The organism is Muribaculum gordoncarteri (assembly GCF_004803695.1).
In the GTDB taxonomy this organism is placed as follows: domain Bacteria; phylum Bacteroidota; class Bacteroidia; order Bacteroidales; family Muribaculaceae; genus Muribaculum; species Muribaculum gordoncarteri.
On sequence record NZ_CP039393.1, the window covers coordinates 2,230,981 to 2,255,219 of the forward strand.

Sequence of the window (24,239 nt, forward strand, 5' to 3'; positions counted from 1 at the left end):
CCTGTTTTTGTGTTAAAAGTTACAAAATAGGGCTGCCCACATAGAGCAGCCCTCATGTTATCAAGGAATTAGAGTTTTCTACTTATTCACTTGGAATTTATTGATTCCGTCACGCAGATAGGCCACAACCTGATGTGCGGCGGCGATTCCTGCGTTTATGTTGGCTTCCGAGGTCTGGGCTCCCATCTTCTTGGGAGTAAAGAACACGCGGTCGCCAAATTCAGCCTTCAGCGCTTCGGCATTGTCGGGCTTCACATCGGCTACATACTTCATGTCGGCACGATCGGCGAGAGCCTTCTGCAATCCCTCCTCGTCAATCACCTCCTTGCGGGCTGTGTTGATGAGCACGCCGCCCTTGGGCATCTTGGTGATGAGCTCGTAATTAACGCTCTTCTTGGTGTCGGGAGTTGCGGGAATGTGAATCGACACATAATTGTTGTCGGCGTAGAGCTCCTCAACCGAATGAACGGGAGTGACACCGGCCTCAACCATAGCCTCATCGGGGCAGAAGGGGTCGAATGCCGACACCTCCATGCCAAATCCCTTGGCTATGCGGGCAACGTTACGGCCTACCTGACCAAAAGCCTGTATGCCAAGACGCTTGCCCTTCAGCTCGGTTCCCGATGTTCCGTTATACATGTTGCGCACTGCCATCACTGCCATACCGAATACGAGTTCGGCAACAGCGTTGGAGTTCTGTCCGGGAGTATTCTCCACAACAACATTGTGGGCTGTAGCGGCTGCGAGGTCCACATTGTCATATCCGGCACCGGCACGCACCACAATCTTAAGCTGCTTTGCGGCGTCGAGCACTTCGGCGTCGATTATGTCGCTGCGTATGATTATGGCGTCGGCATTGGAAGCGGCATTGAGCAGATCCTGCTTGCTGCCGTACTTTTCAAGAAGCTCGAGTTCATAACCGGCCTCTTCTATCACTTTGCGTATACCGTCCACAGCAACGGCTGCAAACGGCTTTTCGGTGGCTACCAATACTTTCATAGTCCTAATGCTCTGATTAATGTTTTGCCTCAAATTCCTTCATTGCGTCAACAAGCACCTTCACGCTCTCGATGGGAAGAGCATTGTAAAGCGATGCACGGAAACCGCCAACCGAACGGTGACCCTTGATGCCCACGATACCCTTGGTCGATGCAAAGTCGATGAACTCCTTGTCGAGTCCGTCATATTCGGGCTTCATTACGAAGCACACATTCATTATTGAACGATCCTCGGGAGCAACGGTGCCTACAAACATCTTGCTTGAATCGATGGCCTCATAGAGAAGCTCGGCCTTGGCAAGGTCGCGACGCTCCATCTCCTTTACGCCTCCGAGTTCCTTATAGTACTTGAGGGTCTGCAGTGCCGAGTAGATGGGCAGCACGGGAGGAGTGTTGAACATCGAGCCCTTCTTTACGTGGGTGCGATAGTCAAGCATGGTGGGGATTGCGCGGTCTACGTGGCCGAGGGCATCCTCCTTGACAATCACGATGGTCACGCCGGCGGGAGCAAGATTCTTCTGAGCTCCGGCATATATTACATCATACTTTGACACATCAACGGGACGGGAGAAGATGTCGCTCGACATGTCGGCTACCAAAGGCACCTTTACATCGGGATCGTAACGCATCTCGGTTCCGTAGATGGTGTTATTTGAGGTGAAGTGGAAATAGTCCACATCATCGGGTACTACATAATTCTTGGGGATGTTGGTAAAGTTGGCTTCCTTGCTTGACGCAACAACATCCACCTCTCCAAAAAGACGAGCCTCTTTGATGGCATTTGTCGCCCATGTTCCTGTTTCAAGATAGGCGGCTTTTTTCTTCAACAAGTTATAAGGAACCATGCAGAATTGCATTGAAGCGCCTCCACCGAGGAAGAGGACATGATAGCCCTCGGGAACCTCAAGCAGCTCCTTGACGAGGGCTTGGGCCTCATCCATAACTGCAACAAATTCCTTACTGCGGTGCGACACTTCAAGAATCGACAAACCTGTTCCCGCAAAGTCCTTGATGGCCTCGGCGGTGTTTTTGATAGTGTACTCACTCAGAATCGATGGTCCGGCATAAAAGTTATGCTTCTTCATAATTTCTACGATATTTTAGGGGTTGTTTGCGCAAATTTAATGATTTTAAATGGAGCGCATAACTAATTTGGAAAAAAAAACGCCTTAATTACTGAAATTTTTCCGTAAATGGCGAAAATAACTCACAATCCATCCCTAAATGACCATTTATCGCACATTTTTTAATTTCTTTCAGTAATTTTGCAATACATTCTGTATTCTCAAAACAACCCCACCATGACCAATCAGGAAATCGTATATGACAACTGGGACCGCGAACACCTGTGGCACCCCTACACTTCAACCATAAATCCATTGCCCACCTACAAGGTCGACTCGGCCCACGGAACTACAATCAAGCTCGTCGACGGCACCGAACTCATCGACGGAATGTCATCGTGGTGGGCCGTGATACACGGCTACAACAATCCACGCATAAACGAAGCCATAACCCGACAGTGTGAAAAGATGTCACACGTGATGTTTGGCGGTTTGACCCATGAACCGGCAATCGAGCTGGGGAAGCTGCTGCTCGAAATTGTGCCGCCGTCGATGAACAACATCTTCTACGCCGACTCGGGCTCGGTGGCCGTCGAAGTGGCCATGAAGATGGCGATACAGGCTGCGGTGTCACGCAGCGGCAACCACGAGAAGAGCAACTTCGTCACCATCCGTTCGGGTTATCACGGCGACACTTGGAATGCAATGAGCGTCTGCGACCCCGTGACGGGAATGCACGGAGCATTCGGCCCGGCTCTTCCCATTCGTTACTTCGTTCCCGCGCCTGAAATCGGGTTCTACGACGAGTGGCGTCCCGAAACGATGGCTCCGCTTGAAAAGACCCTCGCCGAGCACCACGACTCCATTGCCGCACTGATTCTCGAGCCTGTAGTGCAGGGTGCGGGAGGAATGCGATTCTACCATCCGCAATATCTCGTCGAGGCTCGCCGCCTCTGCGACCGTTACGGCGTATACCTGATATTTGACGAAATAGCCACCGGATTCTGGCGCACAGGCCGCCGCTTTGCCTGGGAATGGGCAGGAGTGGAGCCCGACATAATGTGCATAGGCAAGGGCTTGACCGCCGGCTACCTCACCATGAGCGCAGTGCTCACGTCCAAGGATGTGGCCGACACCATTTCACGCGGCGAGGCCGGAGTGCTCATGCACGGCCCCACATTCATGGGCAATCCGCTGGCATGCGCCATAGCCATTGAGTCGATCAAGATGCTCAACGAGCAGGACATGGCATCGCGCATCAGCCACATCGAAAGCCTGCTGAAGCAGGAGCTGGCTCCCGCCGCGTCCAACGAGCGAGTGAAGGATGTGCGCGTACTCGGTGCTATCGGAGTCGTGGAGATGAACGACCCCGTCAATGTAGGCGAATTTCAGAAACGGTGCGTCGAAAAGGGAATATGGGTGCGCCCCTTCGGCCGTAATGTCTACATCATGCCTCCTTATATAATAAAGGACGACGACCTGAGGACACTATGCCGCAGAATGATCGAGATTCTGCCCTGAAGAAAATCACTCAACAATTGACCGTCCTGCCGTTAACATTTATTGTCGAACCGGCTCTAAAGCGAGTGTGGCGTGAACTCTCCGGGCTTCATGCCAAACTGCCGCTGGAAACACTTTGAGAAATATGACGAACTGTTGAAGCCGACCATGTAGCATATTTCGTTGATGCGGTACTTGTTTTCGGCAAGAAGCTTTGCCGCCTTCTTAAGGCGCGTCAGCTGTATCAGTTCATTGGGCGTGACATTGGCAAGAGTCTTTATTTTGGCATATAGACCCGATCGGCTTATGCCCATGCGGTTGGCAAGGAAATCGACCGACAGCTCCGGATTGGAGAAGTTCTCCTCTATTATATTGGTGAGCTGCGTCAGGAACTGGTCGTCGACCGGGTTGGGCGCAATCGTGTTTATAGGCTCAAGAGGTGTCTGCGAGAATTTCTCACGCAGAAGCTTACGCATCTCTACAAGGTTGTGTATGCGCGCCTCAAGATAGTTGACCGAGAAGGGTTTCTCCACATAAGCGTCAGCTCCGCAGTTCAATCCCTCTATCTTTGAGAAGTTATCGGTCTTTGCCGTAAGCAGGATAAACGGAATGTGACTGTAATTGCAGTCGCTTCTCACCGCACGGCACAATTCGACTCCGTTCATCACCGGCATCATCCAGTCGCTCACAATGAGCGCCACTTCGTGACGCGACAGCTTGTCAATCGCCTCCTTGCCGTTGACAGCCGTCACCACCTCGTAGTCGGAGTTGAAGTTGCTCGTGATGAACTGAAGCATCTCCTCGTTATCGTCGACAATCAGCATCACGGGACGCGACACATCGTTGACGCTCCCGTCGATTGCACGCGAATATCCCTTATCCTCGGCGGGCGACATGATGTCGTTGCCGGCCGATGCCGTCACGCCCTCCTGCCTGAGCGGCAAGGTGACGATGAATGTCGCGCCGTTACCGAGCGACGACTCAACCTTTATTTCACCCTTGTGGGCCTCGACCACACTCTGCACTATGCTCAATCCAAGTCCCGTGCCACCCTTCGACTCACGTGTATCGTCCATTACCTGGAAGAAGGGCTTGAATATCTTCTCCTGATTGTCACGGCTGATTCCCACACCGTTGTCCGACACCGATATGGTGAACCTCCCCTGCCCCTCGTCGGCATGACAGGCGATGACAATGCGGTCTTTCATGTATTTGCGCGCGTTGTTGAGCAGATTGCTCACAAGCTTGGTCAACGCCTCGGCGTCGACATCGGCCTCGATGTCACGCTCCCCGCACTCCACCACAAGCTTGCCGCCCATCTGCTCTATCGACGGAGCGAAACGCTCGGCCACAGCCGTGACAAGATTGGTCACGTTCTGCCTGCTGAACGTAACGGTGAATCCGTTTTGCTCAACCTTCTTGAAGTCGAGCAACTGGTTTACGAGAAAGAGCAGTCGCTGACTGTTGCGATTGATTATATTCAGGTCATCGCGAACAGTCGGCGACAACTCGCCGGGCGAACGCATTATTTTCTCCAGCGGCCCGATTATCAGTGACACAGGCGTCCTGATTTCGTGCGCTATCATAGTGAAGAATGACAGTTTGGCCTGATACACCTCTTTCTCCTTGTTGGCGCTGACACGGCTCAGCTCCACCTTGTGCTGCTTGTCGTAGTAACGCAGCAACAGGCGAATCAACAGGAATATCAATCCCAATGCAATAAGCACATAGAGAATCTTCATCGGAATCGAGGCATACCATGGAGGCAATATCTTGATGTGGAGCGTGATGCCCTCCTCATTCCACAGGTTGTCATTGTTGGAGGCCTGCACAATCATCTTGTAGTTGCCCGGAGGCAGGTTGGTATAGGTGGCACGGTTGTCGCTGCCGGCATTTATCCATGTCTTGTCGAAGCCGTCGAGCTTGTAACGCAGATGATTCTTGGACGGATTAACGTAACTCAGCGCCGAGAAGCTCAGACTGAACAGATAGTCCTCATGCGACAGCTCGATGCGCTCGACACTGTTGAGCGACTTGGGAAGTCGCGAATCGCCCACCTCAACCACCGAGTTGACAACATCAAGCTCGGTAAACGCCACAGGTGGCATTGTCTGGTTAGGGCGTATCTGATAGGGATAGAACATGTTAAGGCCCTTGATCGTACCGAGATAGATGCACCCGCTCGAAGTCTTGAGTCCGGCATTCAGCATGAACTGATTGTTGGACAGTCCATCAAATGTCGTAAACAGTTCGGAACTGCCGTCGACCAGCGAATACCTCACAAGCCCGTTGCTTGTCGTGAGCCACAATGAATTCTGGTCCTCGATGACCGAGAACACTATTTTACTCGGCACATCGCCTATATTGATAATCTCAAAACTGTCGCGCTCGGGCACGTAACGGCACAGGCCGTTGGCCGTAGCCACCCACATCCGGCCTCGCGAGTCAATCGTAGTGCAGTTGACATGGTTGTGAGGCAGCGCACCCTCGTCACTGGAGAAGCGATAGTTTTTCCACACCCGGTGACGCGTGTCGTAGCGGAACAACCCCTTGCCCTGAGTCGAGAACCACAGGTTGCCCAAAGCATCCTGGTCGATGTCGATAGTCATAGCCCCAAGACTGCGCACACGCTTGAAATTGTCGGCTTCGCGGTCATAGAGGTTTATCATGTCCATCGTCGCCACCCATATATTGCGGTCACGGTCACGGTATATGGCATAGCTGCTCCAGCCGTCGAGCGAACTGTCGTCGCCCTCACGGGGATAGTAGTGACGCATCAGGTGGGTCTTGATGTTGTAGACACCCACACCGGTTGTATAAGTGCCTATCCACAGGTCGTCGTCGTCGAGGCACAGCGCATGCACGTTGTTGTTAAACGGCACGGCACCGGTCGAGGGCAGCGCAACGTGACTGTAGCGTCCCGTCGAAGGTGTGTAGTAACACAATCCGCCGTCATCCGACGCTATCCACACATTACCCATGCCGTCCTCGCAAAATCCCGATATGATGTCACCGCTCACCGAGTTGACAAATCGCGAGTGACGATGAGCGTTAAACTGCTTCAGATCGGGTGCCAGATAATTGACACCGCCGTAGAAAGTGCCTATCCACATTCCGTCCTCGCGGTCACGCAGTATGGGATAGACAAACTGGTCAGACAACGACCGGCCGTCGAGCTCGTCATTCTTATATAGATTGTATTCGCCGCTCTTGGGATTGAACACCGTCAATCCGGCATCGGAGCCTATGTAGAGCACATCGTTGCTCCCTGCGGTTATCGAGTGGATGTGAACCAGCCCCCTGTCGGCACCGGAATGCAGCGCGGCATCGGCCTCGCCCGTAAAAGGATCGAAACGGAAAAGTCCCGAGTCCCACATTCCTATCCACATGTTGTGGGCCTCATCCTCGGCCATGGCCACTGCAATTACGTGAAGCGGCCGGCCGTCGAGAGTGAGCTGCAACGGCTTGAACGTGTCGTCGCTCTTGTTCAGCTTAAAGAGTATTCCCCGTCCCTGGTTGCCCATGACCCACACATCGTTACGTGAGTCGACATAGACCTTGCCCACCATATTGGAGAGCTGCGGAAACTCGTAGTTAACCACATCGCCGGTGACGCTGTTCACCTTAAACACGCCGTTGCCGGCCACGGCAAGCCACAGGTTGCCGTCCTTGTCCGATGTCATGTCACGCACGTAGGAGTCTATGCGGCTTCTGCACGCAGGAGCATAGTTCAACACGGGAGTAAGAATCTTTTCGGTTTCAGGATCGTAATAAAATAGCTGTGTGTCAACGCCTATCCATATCTTGCCGTCAAGCTCATGCATCTGCGACACAAAATCGTCCTGAGAATGCTTGCCCTCCAACTTGCTTAACGAGAATACCTTGAAACGCTGACCGTCAAAGCGCACAAGGCCGCCGTCGGTGGCAAACCAGATGAAGCCGCGGCTGTCCTGCATGATGTCACGCACGCAGTTTGACGGCAATCCGTTGTCGGTCGTGTAGTGACGGAACGCAAGATTACTCCCCGAAGCAAGAGCCGCAAGCGACATCAAGCCGGCAATGAATAGTAGGCACAATTTTTTCATCAGTCAATGTTAAGGCTAAAACCAAAGATAGGAATATTTACACAGATATTAAGGTCACACTCACTTCAACCACGCGTCACTTCCTCAATGCCGTGCCCGAAAGCTTGATGCTGTAGGGCCACTGCGCGTCAACCTCATTGTTGTCGCGACCGTGAGGATTCATCCAGTGTTCGGCAGGCGCACCCATGACCACGAGCCACAGATGGGCGAGCTGCTTGTCAGCGGGCGCGGTGTACTCGATGCGTCCGTGACGGTCACGCTTCATCTCGCCGTAGGTGGCATTGCCGTCAACATCCACGGCCACAAGTCCGTAACGCCAGCCCGCCTTTGCCACATTGACGCTGTTGTAGCCCTTGCGGCCGGCCTCGCCCTTGAAGTCGACAGTCACCTTCTTGCCCGGAGCCGGCACCTCAAGCGCAATGGCGTTGAAGCCGTAGTTCTCGGGACAGTTTGACGGAGCCACACGGTAACGCCCTCCGGCATCCACCATATCGGTATGCCATAGGTTGGCGTAGGGGCGCATATTGTCACGCACGCGGTCGATGTCCCAGTTTATCAGTCGGCGCTGCATCATAAACATCTCGTCGTTAAACTCATCCTGCGTCATGCCGTTGATGCGCTTGTAGGTGATTACAGGGTCCTCGCCGCGCTTTCCCTGGCGGAACAGTTCGGCGATTATGGGTCGGCCGTGCTTCTCGCCCCACAGTTCAAGCACGTAGGGTGAGCGGTATATGTTGTCGAGGTGAAGAAATGCCTTGTGAGTGCCGTCACGGTAGGCGTTCAGGTGATAGTTCTCGTCGGTGGGCCAGTCGGGGTTGACCTGCCACAGCATCCACTGCGACGCCATCTCGAAGAATCCGCTTCCGCCCCAGCCTTCGCCCTCGCCGTCACACGACACCTGCGACTGGAACGAGTGGCCCAGCTCATGGGCTATGCAGTTGAGCTTTTTGTCCTGCACACGGTTGGGAGCTATCCACAACGCGCCTATCTCGCCGTCATAGTCGCCGCCGTAGGCCGTGCCCTCAAGCGAGTAGTCGAGCATCACCATCATGCGATACTTGTCGGCCTTGGTGCCCGGCTTGACGAAAGCGAGGTCATTGTAGAAAAACTTGTAGAACGACTCCAGCCGGTCGAGCAGATTGGCAAGGTCCACCTTCATGTCATGTCCCTCAAGGTCGGGAGCGGTGGCGATGTTGCCGCCAAATCCGGGAGCCCAGAAAAGCACGATGTTGTCGGTGCAGGCCATGCGGTCGTAGCTCCACTTCGACGCAGGGTCGGTGAAGTCATTGGCACGCAGCTCCTTGGGTAGATATATGCTCTTGCCTTTATATTCGGTCACCTCGGCCGTGAGCTGAAGCGACGACAGCAAAACAGCTGCCAAAACAAATTGCTTGATCATGAATTTTCGTGTTACACAATTCAAAGATAATGTAATTTTCATTAATTAGAAAATGAAAAAAGGAGGTATTGCAAGGTTGCCCCGCAATACCTCCTCAACCTTAGAAATAAATACCGACATTAAATATGCCTAATTAAAAAAGCTTCATACGTGAATAGGACACCCGTTTACCCAATTCCGTAGTGGCGCCACGGAATTTATAGGTGACTGTAACGTTGATAGTCTTTTCAGAGGATCCTTTCTTGTACACATAAACGGGATGCATTACCATGGTGTCGCCGGGAGCACCTACAGCTCCCTTTTTGCCGAGTATCAGGTTGGCACCGTTCAACTCGTAATATATCGTACCTTCAGCATACTCGATGGCGGTTCCGTCAACCGTAAGCCAGTAACCTACATTAGCTGTAGGCATATTGGATATCGAACCGTCAGCATTCTTATTGAACACCACGATCTTACCGTCTATTTTCTCCACAGCCTTGCCTACTTCGGGCGATACGACCGACTTGGATAAGGTTGCGGCATCCATTCCGAGGAATTCGGTGACATCGGGCACCGTCATGTTAAGGCCACCGGCAATCCAGTCGCTGTTTTCAGGATCGATGCTTAAGTCATAGGTGACATTAAGAGTGTTGTCGTCAACTTTCTCAAACACCGCTACCGACGGCTCTACATAATTGTAAACATCGGTGCCGGTGAGAGTTATCGTATAAGGCCACTGCTCGTCATTGGACTCCTTGTCATCCCAGCCCGCGCGATTATAAGTGTCAGGCGAACCCATTATTACGAAATAGAGTTCCGACGCTCCGGCAGGCACGTTGTAAGATGCGGTTCCTGTGGCGCCTTTGCTCATTTCGGAGTACTGAGGCACTCCGTCGACGATTGCCACATAGCCGTAACGGAAATTGGACGATGTGTTGCGCTGTGTATTGTAGCGTTTAACCGAACCCACAATGCCTCCGTCGCCGTTAACCTGTGTTCCGGGGTCCTTTTCGGCGAGAGCACTGCCTGTTTCAAGGGCATCCACCTTAACCGATACCGACTTGCCGGCCGAAGTCATAAGTCTTATGACATTGAATCCGGTAGTTCCGGGTGTCGACTGATAACCTACCTGATACTTGGAATCGTCAACTCGGAACAATACGGTCGAATAGTTGCCCTTCACTTCGGGAGTAGCATATTCGCGTATGCCGGGTATGTCGTAGTAAACCATGTGAGCCGCATAGTCATAAAGCTCGTCGTAGGTCTTCTGCATATCCGATCCGTTGTAGAGGCGGGTATAGGTTTCAATGGGGTCTTCAGGGAATTCCGACTCCCGCCAGATGCGTCCGTAAGCCTCAACTCCGTGACGGTTTACCCAGTCATGCTGCAGCCAGTAGCTTGCATAGCGCATCCATTCATGATAGAATATGCGATGACAATTGGCTGTCCATGTAGGCACATGATAGCCAAACATCTCCTCGGGATAGTCAACCTGGGCCTGCCACTGCGCACACTGCTCCCAGTAAGAGCAACCGCCTGCACCGTTATCGCCGAAACCATAGCGGAAACCATGCCTGTAGTTGTGGTCGTAGCCCTGTTTCTGAACCTTGTCGGCATATACCTGATACTGGAACGAATGTCCTATCTCGTGAGCGATTGTCGAGCCGACGGGCTGACAGGTAGCCGGAGTAACCCAAAGCGCGCCTATCATGTCGTCATAACCCGAACCTGTTGCCACCCATGATTCAGGTGTAGGATCGAGAAGATATATCTGCATCTTGTAGTCGTCGAGTGTCGACTGCCCCTGACCAATTACGGCCATGCCGAGAGTCATGATATTGGTCTGGAAGAAATGCTCGGCCTTGGCGAGAAGATCGTCAACATCGACGCGGTCACCGGGAGCTACATGCGAGCCGTTGGGGTCGTCGCCGAAATATTTGTCCCAGAACACAAAGAAGTGCTCGCTCGATTTATAACGCGCAAACGAGAATTTTGAATTGCTCTTCAACATTCCCGATCCATGCTCTGAATTAGCCCAGAATTTATCATAATCGGGGATGGTCGACGGGTCGATTTCTTCAGTAGGAGGCTTGGGTGCTTCGCCACTCTTTCCGGGCTGATTCACTGTAAAATCCTCGCTCATGTCACCGGCCGAGATTCTGAATTTACCGGTGCGGCCGTCGGTGGAAGTGTTGGCACCTACGGTAACGGTCAATTCCACATCGCCGGTGCTGACACCGTTATTGGAAAAGAAAAGCCAGGTGGCTCCTTCAAGAGCTTGAGCCGACCAGCGCTTGTTGGCCTTGAACTTTATTGTAATCTCGTTCTGTTCGGCCGATGCGACACTGAATGTACGGTCATTGCTTGAAAAGACCAATGCCGGCGACATGTCCGCTTCATCAGCGTCGGAATCAGAACAACCTACCGATGCAAATGCCAACGAAAATATCGCAAAGTACAATAATAAATAGTTTTTCATCATAATGATTCTCCTCCTTATATTAATGCAAGGAGATGGCCGTAGACGGCCATCCCCTGCATATAATAGAGCTTATTAGAAGCAATCGATATTAGCTTCAATTTCAACGTACTTAGTCACATTGGTTCGCAAAGCATAGACGAACTTCAATGTGTAAGGACCTGAAGGAACATCATTGCTGCGGCCGATATAGATGCCGTCCTCCGATGTTTCGATAGAGAACGTATTGCTGGGATAGCTGCCTGTCCAACCTGTGGGCAGATACTTATCGTCGAGCCAGTAACCGATGCCGTTAGCGGTATAGTTGCTGTCCATATCCCAGTTGCCGGTAGCCTGATCGATCATGTACATGACTACGGGAGCGGTGTCGCGGTCAGAAGTCACTGCCGAAACAAATCCCTCTACATCAAGGCTTATGCCTGCCTGCAATGCATCGGCAAGAGCGTCAAATTTAATGAGAGTGGGAGCGTAAGCGGCATCCACGATTTCCATGTTAACGACTGCCTTGTTGCCGTCACACACTACATCCACAACAGGCTCGTAGGTAGGACAGAGAATGTTGACTTTGAAGATGATGTAACGCGACTTGTCGGCGTTGGCGTAAGCAAACTCAACATCAAACTCAGCATTATCAGGAATGTCAACACCTCGGCCTATAGCGACTTCGCCATCCTCGGCCCATGTTTCCACATATATGGCATTATCGGGATATGTACCATCCTTCCATCCCACATTTTCCATGTCGGCGTTGAGCCATGCGCTGCAACGTGTTCCCGCGCTGCTTGCAAGATTCCATTCTCCGTCATTGATTATGTAGAAATCGATGTCACCGTCATTGCCTATGCCCTGAATGAATTCATCATAGGTCATGCCCATGTTGCCTTCAATCTCCTTGGTGTAAGAAGAGAGCGACAATGAGCCGGCCGAGAAATCGGTAGTACCGGTTTCAACCGAAGCCGATACGCTCAACACGCTTGCAGCATCGGCGCAGCCGCCCTGGGTCACAAGGATATTCTGCACACCTTCGCCGCACTTAACCGTCACTGTAGCCTGACGCGGCGACAAATAATCGTTGTGTTCAAAGGTCATGAAGAGTCGATGTTTGCCAAACTCACCCTTTTCGGGAGTAAGTTGCACCCATGAAGCATCGGTAGTCGCGCTCCAGTTTTCACTTGCTGAGAAATTTACCACGGCCTCGCTCTCATTCCACACTACACTCACTGCGGTAGCGTCAAGATTAAAGGGAGGCACTTCGACCACTATTTCATCATCGTCGTCACATGCCGTAAACATCGGAGCTGAGGCCAGCAGACACGCGGCAACGAACCATCTTGAATATTTAGCTATATCTTTCATTATTATTGCTTTTTTATCGGAATCGCATCCGGGAGGACAAGCCTCCCGGGGCGATTACATGATTTTGTTTATTCAAATGACAAGTTAACCATGAATTTGATGTGCTTGTCAAGATCGGCAGTCAGCGCGAAGTCAACGATTATCGTAGCACTCTCTCCCGACGGAACATTGGGATGTCGACCGAAGTTGTAAACGCCTTCGGCTCCTTCAAGGAATATATAGCTTGTATCGCCGTAACCTACAATGTTTTGATCCTTGTCAAGCCACCAGCCCATCCAGTTGGTTGTCGACTTGGGACGCAGACCGCCTTCACCTGTCACGCGCTCGCCATTCTTTACAAGGAACACCTGAATCGGGTCGTCTTCAAAGTTGGTCCACTGATATTCAGGCTCGCACTGGCCATAGAGCTTTATGAATTCCTTGGCCGACAGTCCGAGAGCGGCTTGCAATTCAGCATCATACTTCGAGAAGTCAAGCGACCATGAAGCCCAGTCGCCGGCAGGCACGCTACCCGAACATTCAACAATCGAAGGATCGGTTACCACCAGGCTTATCGCGAAACGCACATAGTCGTCAAAGTCCCTGCCATTCTTGATTGCAAAGCCCATGTCGAGCGTTGTCAAAGTTCCGGCTGCAGGATTGTTGACAGCATGAATCTCTATAGCCTTCTCGGTTTTGTTGAGCGATGCCGTGAACACAGGATTCTGATCGGATGAAGCCACACGGCCGTTGGAAGTGTAGTACCATCCCGATTCGCCATTGTTGGGAGGAGTTACATCCCAGCACTGACGGCCGGTATTGATGTTGTAGAACACCACTTCGCCACGCTCGATAGCGGCAACGGTTTCATCAACGGTCATATTGAGGAACTTATGGAACTGTGTCGCATAGTCCTTAAGATAGACATATTGGGGTGCGTCGATATCAACCACCGAGAATACCCGTGATGCAGTTACGGTTGCCTCGTTATTTGTGCGCAGATAGGGTGCTTCACCCTCAGCATAAACTTTCTTTTCTGTGGCATCAGACGGGTCGTCACTGTTACAGCCTACACCCGCAAAAGCCAATGCCGCAATGAATGAATATAGATATGTTTTTTTCATCTTGTTTTTCCTTTTAATGGTTTAAGGTAAGTACATTAGCCTGCATAGCCGGGGTTCTGAACCAATTTGGGGTTACCGTCCATAGCATCCTTGGGGATGGGGAACACATCGTAATGACGGTCGTTGGGATCGCTCATGCCATCCTTACAGAACCATGACTTACCGTTCCACACGTTGCAGCCGTTGGTCATCATGAAACGCACAAGGTCCTGACGACGGTGTCCCTCAGCCACAAATTCCCATGCAAGCTCATCGAGCAAGCCGCCGAGGATGATGTCGTCGCCGCCCTCATGAGTGATAATCCAGTTGTCGGGCTGGTCGATTTCGGCGCGGTTCTCACGATGTCCGTAATCGTAGCAGCTTCCGCCACGGAGCTGAGCCACAGTGCGAAGTGCCTTGCCGGGAGCCGTTGAGAAATTGCGCTGACGCACCTGTGTCACCAGTTCGGCAGCAAGAGCCTCTCCCTCACCGTTATATGCACCCGAAATGCGGAGAAGACACTCGGCTTTCATCAACAGCACATCGGCATAGCGGAATATCACCTGGTCGTCATAGCTTGAACCCTTGTCGCCTCCGAGAATCTCATATTTTACAAGACGCTCTCCCTCCTGCTCGTAACAGCCGGGGTTGTCAATTGAGCGAAGTTCATGAGTATAATTCAGCTGAATTCCTTCAATATAGATGGGAAGACCGTCCTTGTCATACTGCGGACCCGAAATCCAGCAGTCGGCATAGCGCTGGTCATCAGCGTCGTAGGTTTCGATAAACTGCGGGTGAGCGCCACCACCTGAAGTTGCCCAGCCGTTGAATCCCCATGTTGCGCGACCGGCGTTGCACATCCACAGGTTGGCATAGTAATTACCTGCCGCATACTTTTCCTCGTAGGGTATTCCGAAAATCACCTCGGGCGAAGCGGCAATGCTCTCACGGAAGTTGTCCTTGTAGTTGGGCGAAAGCTGATAGCCCATGGCAATTATCTTGTTGAGCTCATCGATACAAAGCTTATAGTAGGACTCGTCATCGCCGCCAAGCCATGCATTGTGATTGAGATACATCTTGGCAAGAAGCATGTTGACGGTAGCATTGTTCATTCGTCCAAGCTCCTTCTGGTCGCCAAACGCACCTTCAATGGCCTTTAGCTCCGACACGATATAATCGAACGTTTCCTGAGGTGTAGCCTGCTCAGGAAGCCAGCCTGCCTCATGAAGCTCACCCTTGTCAAGAGGAATGTTGCGGAAAAGGTCAAAGAGGAAATAGTAGTAAAGCGCACGGTATCCGCGCAACTCGGCAACCGCCGATTCCGATGAAGTTATACTTTCATCTCTCAGAAGCTCGTTACATGAGTTGACACCTGCATAGGCGCGGCTCCATGCTGTGGAGAAGAAACCTATCTGGCTGTGAAACGTATGCTTGTGAGTGGGCACATAGAGGTCGCCCCAACCGATACCTATGCGATAAGGCACACACCAGAGGTCGGATGCCATGTCGGCGAGGTCGGTAAATCCGAACCATCCCCATATAAAGTCACGTAGTGAATTGTAAACAGGATAGAACATGGCGGCACGGTCGGCATCGGTAAATTCATAATCCTCAGCCGCTATCACGTCGTAGGTGGTTTCATCGAGGTCGGTACATGCGCTGATTCCGAGCATTGAGGCACCGACTGCTGACGCTATGATGGTTTTAAACGTTGTTTTCATTTAAGTCAAAAGATTTAGAAGTTGATGTTAAGTCCCAGGGTGAATGAACGTATTGTGGGATAATTGTCACGGCGCTCGATACCGGCCGATGTTGCATCCCCATTGGAAAGCTCGGGATCAAGGCCCTTGTACTTGGTGATGGTGAAGAGATTCTCGGCCGAGAAGTAAGCACGTATGTTGTTGACAAACTTGTTTTTCTTCAAAGGCACTGTATAGCCGAATGTAAGATTGGTCAGCTTAAGGAAGTCACCATTCTCAAGATAGTAGCTTACAAATGTCTGCTTCTGGTTGCCGGCAAGTGTGCGGTCGCCATAAGGAGCTTCAAGAACCGACTGGAGGCGGTTGTAGTTGATCGAGTTGTTCTCATAGTAGGCGCGTGCCTCATTGAGAATCTTAAAGCCGAACTGACCGGTGAACTGCATCGAGAGGTCAAAGTTCTTATAGCGGAAAGTATTGCTCCATCCCAGATATACCTTGGGAAGACCGTTGCCGAGATCCTGCTTCATGTCGTCATCGGGAAGCATATCATCGGTGATCTCAACAGCTTCGCCTGTACTGGGATCCTCAACCATCCACAATCCGTTTTCGCTCACGCCAACCGACTTGATACCGAAGTAGTGGTCAACAGGTTTTCCCACCTCAAGACGGTGAGTCGACTGGCTGATAGGCTCGCCAAGTCCTCCTGAGGGATGCTGGTTGGCTGTTTCATACATTCCGTTGGAAAGTGAGATAAGCTTATTGCTGTTATGTGACAATGTCAAAGTAGTAGTCCACTCAAAGTCACGCACCTGGACGGGTATGCCGCGTAAAAGCAGCTCGACACCCGTGTTACGCATCTTACCTACATTGGCAAGTGTCTGCGGATACAAGTTCGGAGGAACGGGTACATCATACCACCAAAGCATATCCTTGGTAGTCTTGTTATAGACATCGACGCTACCGCCGAAACGGCCGTTAAACATATCCCAGTCGATACCCACATTGATTTCATGAGAGGTTTCCCACTTCAGGTCGGGGTTAGGATTTGATGCTACAACCATACCGGGAACCCACTTGCCATTGTTGTAGAAGTAGCGGCCGCCGCCGAAGTCATAGCGGGTAAGAGCCTGATAGGACGATGACGGGATAACACCTGTAACACCGTAACCTGCACGGAGTTTCAGCTCATTCCACCAGTTGCTTATTGAAAGGCCCTTCCAGAACTCTTCATTCATTACATTCCATCCGGCTGATGCCGAGGGGAAATTACCCCACTTGTGATTCTTACCGAATTTGGAAGAACCCTCGCGGCGCATCGAGAGAAGCAGGTTGTAGCGGTTGTCGTAGCCATAGCTTACACGACCGAAGAAACCGATCAGCTTGTCATCGTTTTTATAGCTTCCCATCGAAGCCTTACCATCTTTAAGTTCCTGACCAAGACCGAGATTGTTATAGGAGAAGAAGTCATTGTTGAAGTCGGCGTTCCATGCATTGAAACCCTCATACATGTTCTTCTGATAGCTATAACCTACAAGAGCGTCAAAGCGATGCTTGTTGTCGAATGTCTGACGATAATTGGAGGTCACCTCAAGGTTATTGCTCTGGCTGTAAGAATAGGAGTGGCCTGCATCACCTGTCTTTCCGTCGGTGCGGTGGCTATAGTAGTCCGATGTGCGGAAATAGGCATTGTGACCATTTGAGCGGTCGGTCGACAGCATCAATTTGGTCTGCCATCCCTTGATAGGCTCGAGGGTGATGTCGCCTGTCAGGCGGCTCCATTCGCTCTTATATTCTCCTTCAAGCTCCTCAATGAGTCCAATGGGATTGTAGTAGTAGGTAATGCCCAAATTTTCATACGGGCGTCCGTCGGTATCATATATAGGCTCGGTGGGGTTACGCATGATTGCATGACGATAGACCTCGGTAGCTGCATTAAGAGCTCCATTCTTGTGGATACCCTTCACGAGATTCAAGTGTACCTTGATCATGTCGTTGAAGAACCAGTGCGATATGTCGAAGTTCATCTTCAACTCCTCATTGAAAGTGGTTAAGATGACACCCTCGGCATTACGATAGGACACATTACCTGAATAAGTGGTGGTGGAATTTCCTCCGCTTATCTGGAAGTCATGGTTGTGAGTGAATGCTGTGCGTGACACTGCGTCAAGCCAATCAGTTTCATAACCGCGGTCCGAGAAGTTGGTAAGACCCTGACGAACCTGCTCGGCAGTCATGAATTTGTGCTTCTTGGCAAGGCTTGCCCATGACACATAGCCCGAGTAAGTGGCCGTGGTGTTAGCCTCGCCTCTTGAACCCGACTTTGTCGTGATGAGTATCACACCGTTGGCACCACGGGTACCATAGATGGCAGCGGCCGATGCATCCTTGAGCACATCGATTGAAGCTATGTTTTCAGGAGGAACAGTTCCGAGGCCTCCCTCTACACCGTCGATGAGCACGAGCGGTGTCGAACCTCCTTGTAAAGAAATCACACCACGCAATCTTATGGTTGACTCTGCGTTGGGGTCACCGGTACCTTTTGAAATAGTAAGACCGGCAACTTTACCTTTCACAAGTTCCGAAGCGTCACCGATTGCACCTACGGTGAAATCTTCAGCCTTAATTGATGACACGGCCGATGTCACATCGCCTTTGCGCTGTGTACCGTAACCGATCACGACTACATCGTCGAGCATCTGTGAGTCCTCCTCAAGCACGATGTTGAGCGGTGAGCTGCCCACGGTGACGGTGACGGGCTTGTAGCCGATTGATGAGATGGTGATTTCCTGTCCGGCCGATGCCTTTACGGTGAATCGTCCGTCAAGATCGGTGGCGACACCTTCCGATGTACCCTTAACGATTACACTGGCGCCGATGATCGGTTCACCCTGTGAATCGGTTACTACACCCGATACGGTTCCGTTCTGAACTGACTGTGTCGCTTGCAATGGTTCGGCGTAGGCCACGGGAGCGCTTATCGCGGTCCCGATGGCTAAGCACGCCGCAACTTTCAGTAAGTCTTTACTGAAATGGTTTAGATTTACATGCGGTTTCATTTAGTTGCTTGTAAGGTTAGAAAAATTATAAGATTAGATTATTTATAATCATGATTGGGGTCCCTCGTTGACCTTCCACTCGATTACGCCTCCGCTCTGTCCGTCCTGCAGCTTTGCGGCAAGTTTCAGCGCGGTAGTCGTGACGGGCTCGATGGTCACGTGGTTGTAGCGGTCCTTCTCGGTGCCGTAGGCCGATGTCGCCTTGACTTCGCGCCAGCGGTTGGAGGAGTCCTTGTAGTAGAGCTGCCAGCTTTCGGGCACTCGGTAGTTGCCGTCGTAGTGGTCAAATTCAAGCCAGTAGACATCGACGTCACGCACCTCGACGGGCTCGTCAAATGCATAGCACAGATTCTCGTTGGTGCCGTTGCGCAGCCACCAGTAGTGGTAGGGCTTCGAGGTGTCGGCGCTCGATGTGGGTTCCCACTGGTCGTTGTAGCCCCATGCCCACTGCAGGTTGGAGGTGGCGGCGGGAGCGTCGGAGGTGAGCGAGGTGGGCTCGGAGAACATGCGTGCGCGACTTGCCACTGTGGGAGCGGGAGTTGCGCGGGCATATTCGGCTGCCTCGGGAATCCACACTGCCATCTGGTCGGCTCCGCGGTTGTTCCATGTGCTGTAGGGTATTGCCTTGACTTCCACATCCTTGACTGTGCCGTCGGGGAGAATCTGCTTAGCATTGGCCGAGAGAGTCATCACGCCGTTGAGCAATTCGGGCTCGTAGGCGGCGGTGAAGGCGGTGCCTTCGGGGATGAACTTGTCAAAGACAGTGCTGTCGGCCTGGTCGCGGCCTTCGAGGCAGAACATCACGGGGCCGCGCTGTATGGCGAGCTTGCCGCGGTCGTCGGCCACGTTCTCATGAGCGCGTACCTGGCGCACATCCATCGGCAATTCAAGCTCGACTACATCGCCGGCCTTCCATGTGCGGCGCACTGTGGCGTAACCGTCGCCGTCAAGCACGCGTGCGCTTGTGCCGTTGACCTTCAGCGTGTAGGGTTGCTTGGGAGCCGAAGTAAAGGTGTAAAGGTCGGTGGGAACGGGTGACTCGCCGGCCCATCCGGGAATGCGGAGGCGCAGAGCCCATTCACCCTCGTTGTCGGGGGTGATGGTGAATGTCACCTTGCCGTCCCAGGGATAGTCGGTTGTCTGGGCTATTGTCACGCGGTTGTTGTCGGTGGCTATTTCGGCGCTCGACTGGATGAAGAGGTTCACGAGCACATCGTCGCCCTGAGTGGCATACATGTAGTTGGGCACGCTGGCCATGAAGCGGGTAACGTTGCCCGGGCAGCATGCACAGCCAAACCAGCGCTGACGCTCGTGCTGTCCCATCGATTCGAGAGGATTGTCGTAGAAGAACTTGTCGCCCGACAGTGACACACCCGAAATCACGCCGTTGTAGAGGGCGCGTTCATATACATCGGCATATTTTGCATCGCCGGTGGCGAGGAACATGCGGTAGTTCCAGTAGACATTGGCTATGGCGGCGCAGGTTTCGCAATAGGCGGTGTGGTTGTTGAGCTCGTAGTCGGGACCGAAGCCTTCGCCCTGTGCGCGGCTTCCGATGCCTCCCGTTATATATAGTTTGCGCGAGGCCATGTTGTCCCATATACGGGTGAGTGCGTTGAAGTAGGCGCTGTCGTTGGTGAGAGCCGCTACATCGGCCACTCCCGAATAGAGGTAGCCAGCGCGCACTGCGTGACCCACGATTTCATCCTGGGTGAGGATGGGCTTGTGGTCCTGCGAGTATTCGCTCAGGCGGTGTCCGTCGGTACCGCGACCTGTTTCCTCAACAAAGTACTTTGCGGTGTTGAGATACTTTTCGTCGCCCGTCACCTTATATAATTTAGCGAGAGCCATCTCGGCGATGGGGTGACCTGAAGGCACGTGCTTCTGGTTTTCGGCGGGACCGAACACCTCACACACGAGGTCGGCGTTCTTGATGGCCACATCGAGCAGGCTGCGCTTTCCGGTGGCGAGATAGTGGGCTACGGCCGCCTCATAGAGGTGTCCGCTGTTGTAGAGTTCATGGCTGTTGATCTTCTCCCAGCGGTGAGTTCCCCACCATCCTGAAAGGCGCGTACACTTATTGGTAACGCACGTGGTGAGATAACCGTCGGGTTCCTGGGCAGCCGCGATGAGAGTGATTACGCTGTCGAGATAAGCGTCGAGCTGCGGGTCATACTGAACCGCGAGCGAGTACGATGCACCTTCGATGATTTTGTAGGGGTCGGTATCGTCAAACGAGAAATCGCCGCGGTGCTCACCTTTCATAAGACCGCCGGCAATCGCGAAGTTGTCAAACCGTCCGTTCTTCTCACACTCCTTGAATGCCGAGGGAATCGACACGAGGCGGTTGGTTTCGATACGTGGTGCCCAGAACTTATCATCAATGTGTACTTGCGTGAAGGCAACCTCCTTGACCGGAGCGTCGGGAGCCTGGTAGGTGCCCTTTGTGCAAGCCGTGACCGTTAAAGCCACAGCACATGCAGTGATGAAATGGGGTACTAGATTCATTTCTCTTTTTTTGGTTAAAAATTGATTACTATATTCGACGGCAAATGTAGCGAAAGAGATTTTAGACAAATGAAAAATTCGTCCAATTTGATGCAAAAATCGTACACTATCGGGGTCTAAACAGCTGTTTTGGACGATTTTTCCATAGGTTTGGACATTTTTGTCAGTTTTATTCACGGCAATTTGCTTAATTTGCAATGTAAACATTTTTTCAATTTTCCACACGCCCGATGTAACAGATGTTACAATGCCGCAGGTGGACATTTTAGTAATTATATACCATCAATGCCAGCATGAAAATTTGCAGAAAAACATTAACGGTGCTATTGGCCGCGTTAACCTCAATCGCTGTTTGGGCCAAATCCTATACCGTGACATCACCCGACGGAATGCTTGAAGCTACCGTCGACGACACAGGCAAGGCAATCACACTGGGAGTTTCACGCGACGGCGTGGAGCTCATCAAGCCGTCGCGCATATCGCTCGACATCGAGGGCCGCAAGGATGCCTCGGCGATAAAGAGCGCGCGCTCGCGACGCAATGTCACCGAAGCCGTCGACGCCGAGTTTTACCGTCAGAAACATTTCGACATAACCTACAACGAGCTGTCGCTGCGGCTCGACAACGGCACCGGCCTGGAGCTGCGTGTATTCAACGACGGTGTCGCCTATCGTTACGTGACGCGCGACAAAGGCAAGCGCCTCACCATTGCCGGCGAAACAGCACAGCTCGACATCCCCGGCGACCCCACGGTCTATCTCCCCTACACTACCAACGACGAGAAGCCCATGGCAATGGCGTTTCAGAACATCTACGATATAACGCCGCTGAGCCACGCCAAGGACAAGCTCATATTTCTTCCCGCGACGGTCGACTACGGCAACGGGCTTAAACTCACGATCCTTGAGTCGGACCTTGAGGCCTACCCCGGAATGTGGCTGAAGGCCGACACCGTCAACGGCCGCCTCGACGCAAAGTTTGCCCCCTACCCCGTCAAGACCGACTTCTATCCCTGGCGCGTGCAGGAGTACGTGACCGAAACCGCCCCCTACATAGCACTCGCCGACGGCGCACGCACCTATCCGTGGCGCATCATGGCCGTCACCACAAGCGACACCCAGATGCCCGTCAACAACCTCGTCTACGCCCTCGCGTCACCTTCGCGTGTGCCCGACACTTCGTGGATCAAGACCGGCAAGGTGGCCTGGGACTGGTGGAACGACTGGGGGCTGAAAGGAGTGCCCTTCAAGGCGGGAATCAACACCGACACCTATAAATACTACATAGACTTCGCTTCGCAGAACGGCCTGGAATTCGTCGTACTCGATGAAGGATGGTATGACCCGAAGAGCGGCGACATGCTCACCGTGGTGCCTGAAATCAACCTGCCCGAGCTTATCGAGTACGGCCGCAAACGCGGTGTCGACATCGTGCTGTGGACAGTGTTCAACGTTCTCGACCGACAGCTTGAGGAGGCCTGCAGGAAGTACAGCGACATGGGCATAGCCGGATTTAAGGTCGACTTCCTCGACCGTGACGACCAGACAGCCGTCGAGATGACCTATCGCCTCGCCGATGCTGCCGCCCGCCACAACCTCACGCTCGACTATCACGGAATCTACAAGCCTGCGGGAATCAACCGCACCTACCCCAACGTGCTCAACTTCGAGAGCGTCTTCGGCATGGAGGAGGTGAAGTGGACCGACATTGCCAACGACATGCCGCGCTACGACGTGACATTCCCCTATATACGCATGATGGCCGGTCAGGTCGACTACACCCCCGGAGCTATGCGTAACGCATCGAAAGCCGACTGGAAAGCAGTCTATTACAACCCCATGAGTATGGGCACTCGCTGCCATCAGCTCGCCGCCTACATCGTGCACGACTCCCCTTTCACCATGTTGTGTGACGCTCCCACCAACTATCGGGGCGAAGAGGATTGCGTGGAATTCATTGCCGGATTGCCCGTGACATTCGACGAAACCAAAGTGATATCCGGCGAGATGGGCAAGCACATCGTGACTGCCCGTCGCAACGGCGGCAGCTGGTTTGTGGGCGGCATGACCGACTGGGAGCCGCGTGACATAACCGTCGACTACTCCTTCCTGCCCGAAGGCGCCACGTTCAAGGCCACAATGATGGTCGACGGAATCAACGCCGACAAGCAGGCGCAGGACTACGCCAAGACCACCGCCACCGTTACCCGCGACACAAAGACATCGGTGCATTTGGCCTCGGGAGGCGGATTTGCAATCCGTCTTGACCCGATGCCCGCCGGCCACGGCACAGTCACCGCGATTCCCGCCGAAAAGCGTGCGGCGATTCCCGATTTCTACAAGAAGTACATCGAAAGCGACGGCTTCTATGTCGTGTCGTCCGACAAAGTGAGCGACGAGGCGCTCGGACTGGCGTGTGACATCATCGGCTACATGCTTCTGAAGCGTCCCGATGTGAAGCGTCACATGGTACAGCGCGGAGCCCACCTGATGGTGATAGGCAAGGACGAGCAGACCTGCGACATACCTGAGTTTCAGCACATCTGCACCACCGATCCCGACTCTATAGCATTCTGGAACTGGCGCGCACGAGGCTTCGGCGGTGCGCCCGAGGACGAACTGTCGTCAAGCTGCGGCGAGGAGAATCTGCTTGCGCTGCCCGGCGACAAGTATGAGGGCGAAAACATTCTGATTCATGAGTTTGCCCACCTCATCCACATGCTCGGAATCGCCGAGATTGAGCCCGATTTCAACGACCGACTCGAAGCTCTGTGGCTCAACGCCAAGAAAAAGGGATTGTGGGAGGACACCTATGCGCTCTCCAACAAGGAGGAGTACTTCGCCGAGGCCGTGCAGTCATTCTTCAACTGCAACCGATATGCCGAACCGGCCAACGGAATCCACAACCATGTCAACCGTCGTGCCAAGCTGAAAGCCTACGACCCCGACATCTACAAGCTCCTGAGCGAATATTTCTACGAAATCGAAATTCCTATAAAAAACCAAATTCACAAATAACCAGCAACACAGT

The 24,239-nt window shown here is 52.7% G+C and carries 12 protein-coding genes; 2 read left to right on the forward strand and 10 right to left on the reverse strand.

What is annotated here, in order from left to right:
* Positions 1-78 precede the first annotated feature (78 nt).
* Both E7746_RS09920 and serC read right to left on the reverse strand, forming a co-directional pair.
* Positions 79-999 carry an NAD(P)-dependent oxidoreductase gene (locus E7746_RS09920; protein ID WP_123396219.1) on the reverse strand — a complete coding sequence of 307 codons (921 nt, stop codon included), beginning with the start codon at positions 997-999 and terminating at the stop codon, positions 79-81.
* 16 nt (positions 1,000-1,015) lie between these two features.
* Entirely contained in the window at positions 1,016-2,083 is a 1,068-nt protein-coding gene (gene serC, locus E7746_RS09925) for a 3-phosphoserine/phosphohydroxythreonine transaminase (RefSeq protein ID WP_123396218.1), read from the reverse strand.
* Positions 2,084-2,263: 180 nt separating this feature from the next.
* Between serC and bioA the strand changes: the two genes are divergently transcribed.
* Complete coding sequence (gene bioA, locus E7746_RS09930) at positions 2,264-3,583, forward strand: adenosylmethionine--8-amino-7-oxononanoate transaminase (RefSeq protein ID WP_317130894.1); 1,320 nt, start codon at positions 2,264-2,266, stop codon at positions 3,581-3,583.
* 56 nt (positions 3,584-3,639) lie between these two features.
* Here bioA and E7746_RS09935 read toward each other — a convergent pair whose 3' ends face one another.
* The 8 genes from E7746_RS09935 to E7746_RS09970 form a co-directional block, all read right to left on the reverse strand.
* Positions 3,640-7,647, reverse strand: a complete 4,008-nt coding sequence (locus tag E7746_RS09935; RefSeq protein ID WP_136410694.1) for a hybrid sensor histidine kinase/response regulator transcription factor — start codon at positions 7,645-7,647, stop codon at positions 3,640-3,642.
* Between the two features lie 76 nt (positions 7,648-7,723).
* Positions 7,724-9,046, reverse strand: a complete 1,323-nt coding sequence (locus tag E7746_RS09940) for a DUF6055 domain-containing protein (protein WP_136410695.1) — start codon at positions 9,044-9,046, stop codon at positions 7,724-7,726.
* Between the two features lie 133 nt (positions 9,047-9,179).
* A complete protein-coding gene (locus E7746_RS09945; protein WP_136410696.1) occupies positions 9,180-11,510 on the reverse strand; it encodes a DUF6055 domain-containing protein in 2,331 nt (776 codons plus the stop codon).
* A gap of 72 nt (positions 11,511-11,582) precedes the next feature.
* On the reverse strand, positions 11,583-12,863 hold the full coding sequence (locus E7746_RS09950; RefSeq protein ID WP_136410697.1) for a DUF4859 domain-containing protein: 1,281 nt from the start codon (positions 12,861-12,863) through the stop codon (positions 11,583-11,585).
* A 68-nt stretch (positions 12,864-12,931) separates the two neighbouring features.
* Positions 12,932-13,966, reverse strand: a complete 1,035-nt coding sequence (locus E7746_RS09955; protein ID WP_123396212.1) for a DUF4859 domain-containing protein — start codon at positions 13,964-13,966, stop codon at positions 12,932-12,934.
* Between the two features lie 35 nt (positions 13,967-14,001).
* Positions 14,002-15,666 carry a RagB/SusD family nutrient uptake outer membrane protein gene (locus E7746_RS09960; RefSeq protein ID WP_123396211.1) on the reverse strand — a complete coding sequence of 555 codons (1,665 nt, stop codon included), beginning with the start codon at positions 15,664-15,666 and terminating at the stop codon, positions 14,002-14,004.
* A gap of 14 nt (positions 15,667-15,680) precedes the next feature.
* Positions 15,681-18,701, reverse strand: a complete 3,021-nt coding sequence (locus tag E7746_RS09965) for a SusC/RagA family TonB-linked outer membrane protein (protein ID WP_136410698.1) — start codon at positions 18,699-18,701, stop codon at positions 15,681-15,683.
* A gap of 48 nt (positions 18,702-18,749) precedes the next feature.
* Positions 18,750-21,209, reverse strand: coding sequence for a glycoside hydrolase family 127 protein (locus E7746_RS09970; protein WP_123396209.1), 2,460 nt, complete (start codon positions 21,207-21,209; stop codon positions 18,750-18,752).
* 293 nt (positions 21,210-21,502) lie between these two features.
* Here E7746_RS09970 and E7746_RS09975 point away from each other — a divergent pair, with 293 nt between their 5' ends.
* A complete protein-coding gene (locus tag E7746_RS09975; protein WP_136410699.1) occupies positions 21,503-24,226 on the forward strand; it encodes a glycoside hydrolase family 97 catalytic domain-containing protein in 2,724 nt (907 codons plus the stop codon).
* Positions 24,227-24,239: the final 13 nt, after the last annotated feature.

Coding starts and splice junctions, on each gene's coding strand:
- E7746_RS09920 (WP_123396219.1), bottom strand. CDS start 999: ATGAAAGTATTGGTAGCCACCGAAAAGCCGTTTGCAGCCGTTGCTGTG.
- serC (WP_123396218.1), bottom strand. CDS start 2,083: ATGAAGAAGCATAACTTTTATGCCGGACCATCGATTCTGAGTGAGTAC.
- E7746_RS09935 (WP_136410694.1), bottom strand. CDS start 7,647: ATGAAAAAATTGTGCCTACTATTCATTGCCGGCTTGATGTCGCTTGCG.
- E7746_RS09940 (WP_136410695.1), bottom strand. CDS start 9,046: ATGATCAAGCAATTTGTTTTGGCAGCTGTTTTGCTGTCGTCGCTTCAG.
- E7746_RS09945 (WP_136410696.1), bottom strand. CDS start 11,510: ATGATGAAAAACTATTTATTATTGTACTTTGCGATATTTTCGTTGGCA.
- E7746_RS09950 (WP_136410697.1), bottom strand. CDS start 12,863: ATGAAAGATATAGCTAAATATTCAAGATGGTTCGTTGCCGCGTGTCTG.
- E7746_RS09955 (WP_123396212.1), bottom strand. CDS start 13,966: ATGAAAAAAACATATCTATATTCATTCATTGCGGCATTGGCTTTTGCG.
- E7746_RS09960 (WP_123396211.1), bottom strand. CDS start 15,666: ATGAAAACAACGTTTAAAACCATCATAGCGTCAGCAGTCGGTGCCTCA.
- E7746_RS09965 (WP_136410698.1), bottom strand. CDS start 18,701: ATGAAACCGCATGTAAATCTAAACCATTTCAGTAAAGACTTACTGAAA.
- E7746_RS09970 (WP_123396209.1), bottom strand. CDS start 21,209: ATGAATCTAGTACCCCATTTCATCACTGCATGTGCTGTGGCTTTAACG.
- E7746_RS09975 (WP_136410699.1), top strand. CDS start 21,503: ATGAAAATTTGCAGAAAAACATTAACGGTGCTATTGGCCGCGTTAACC.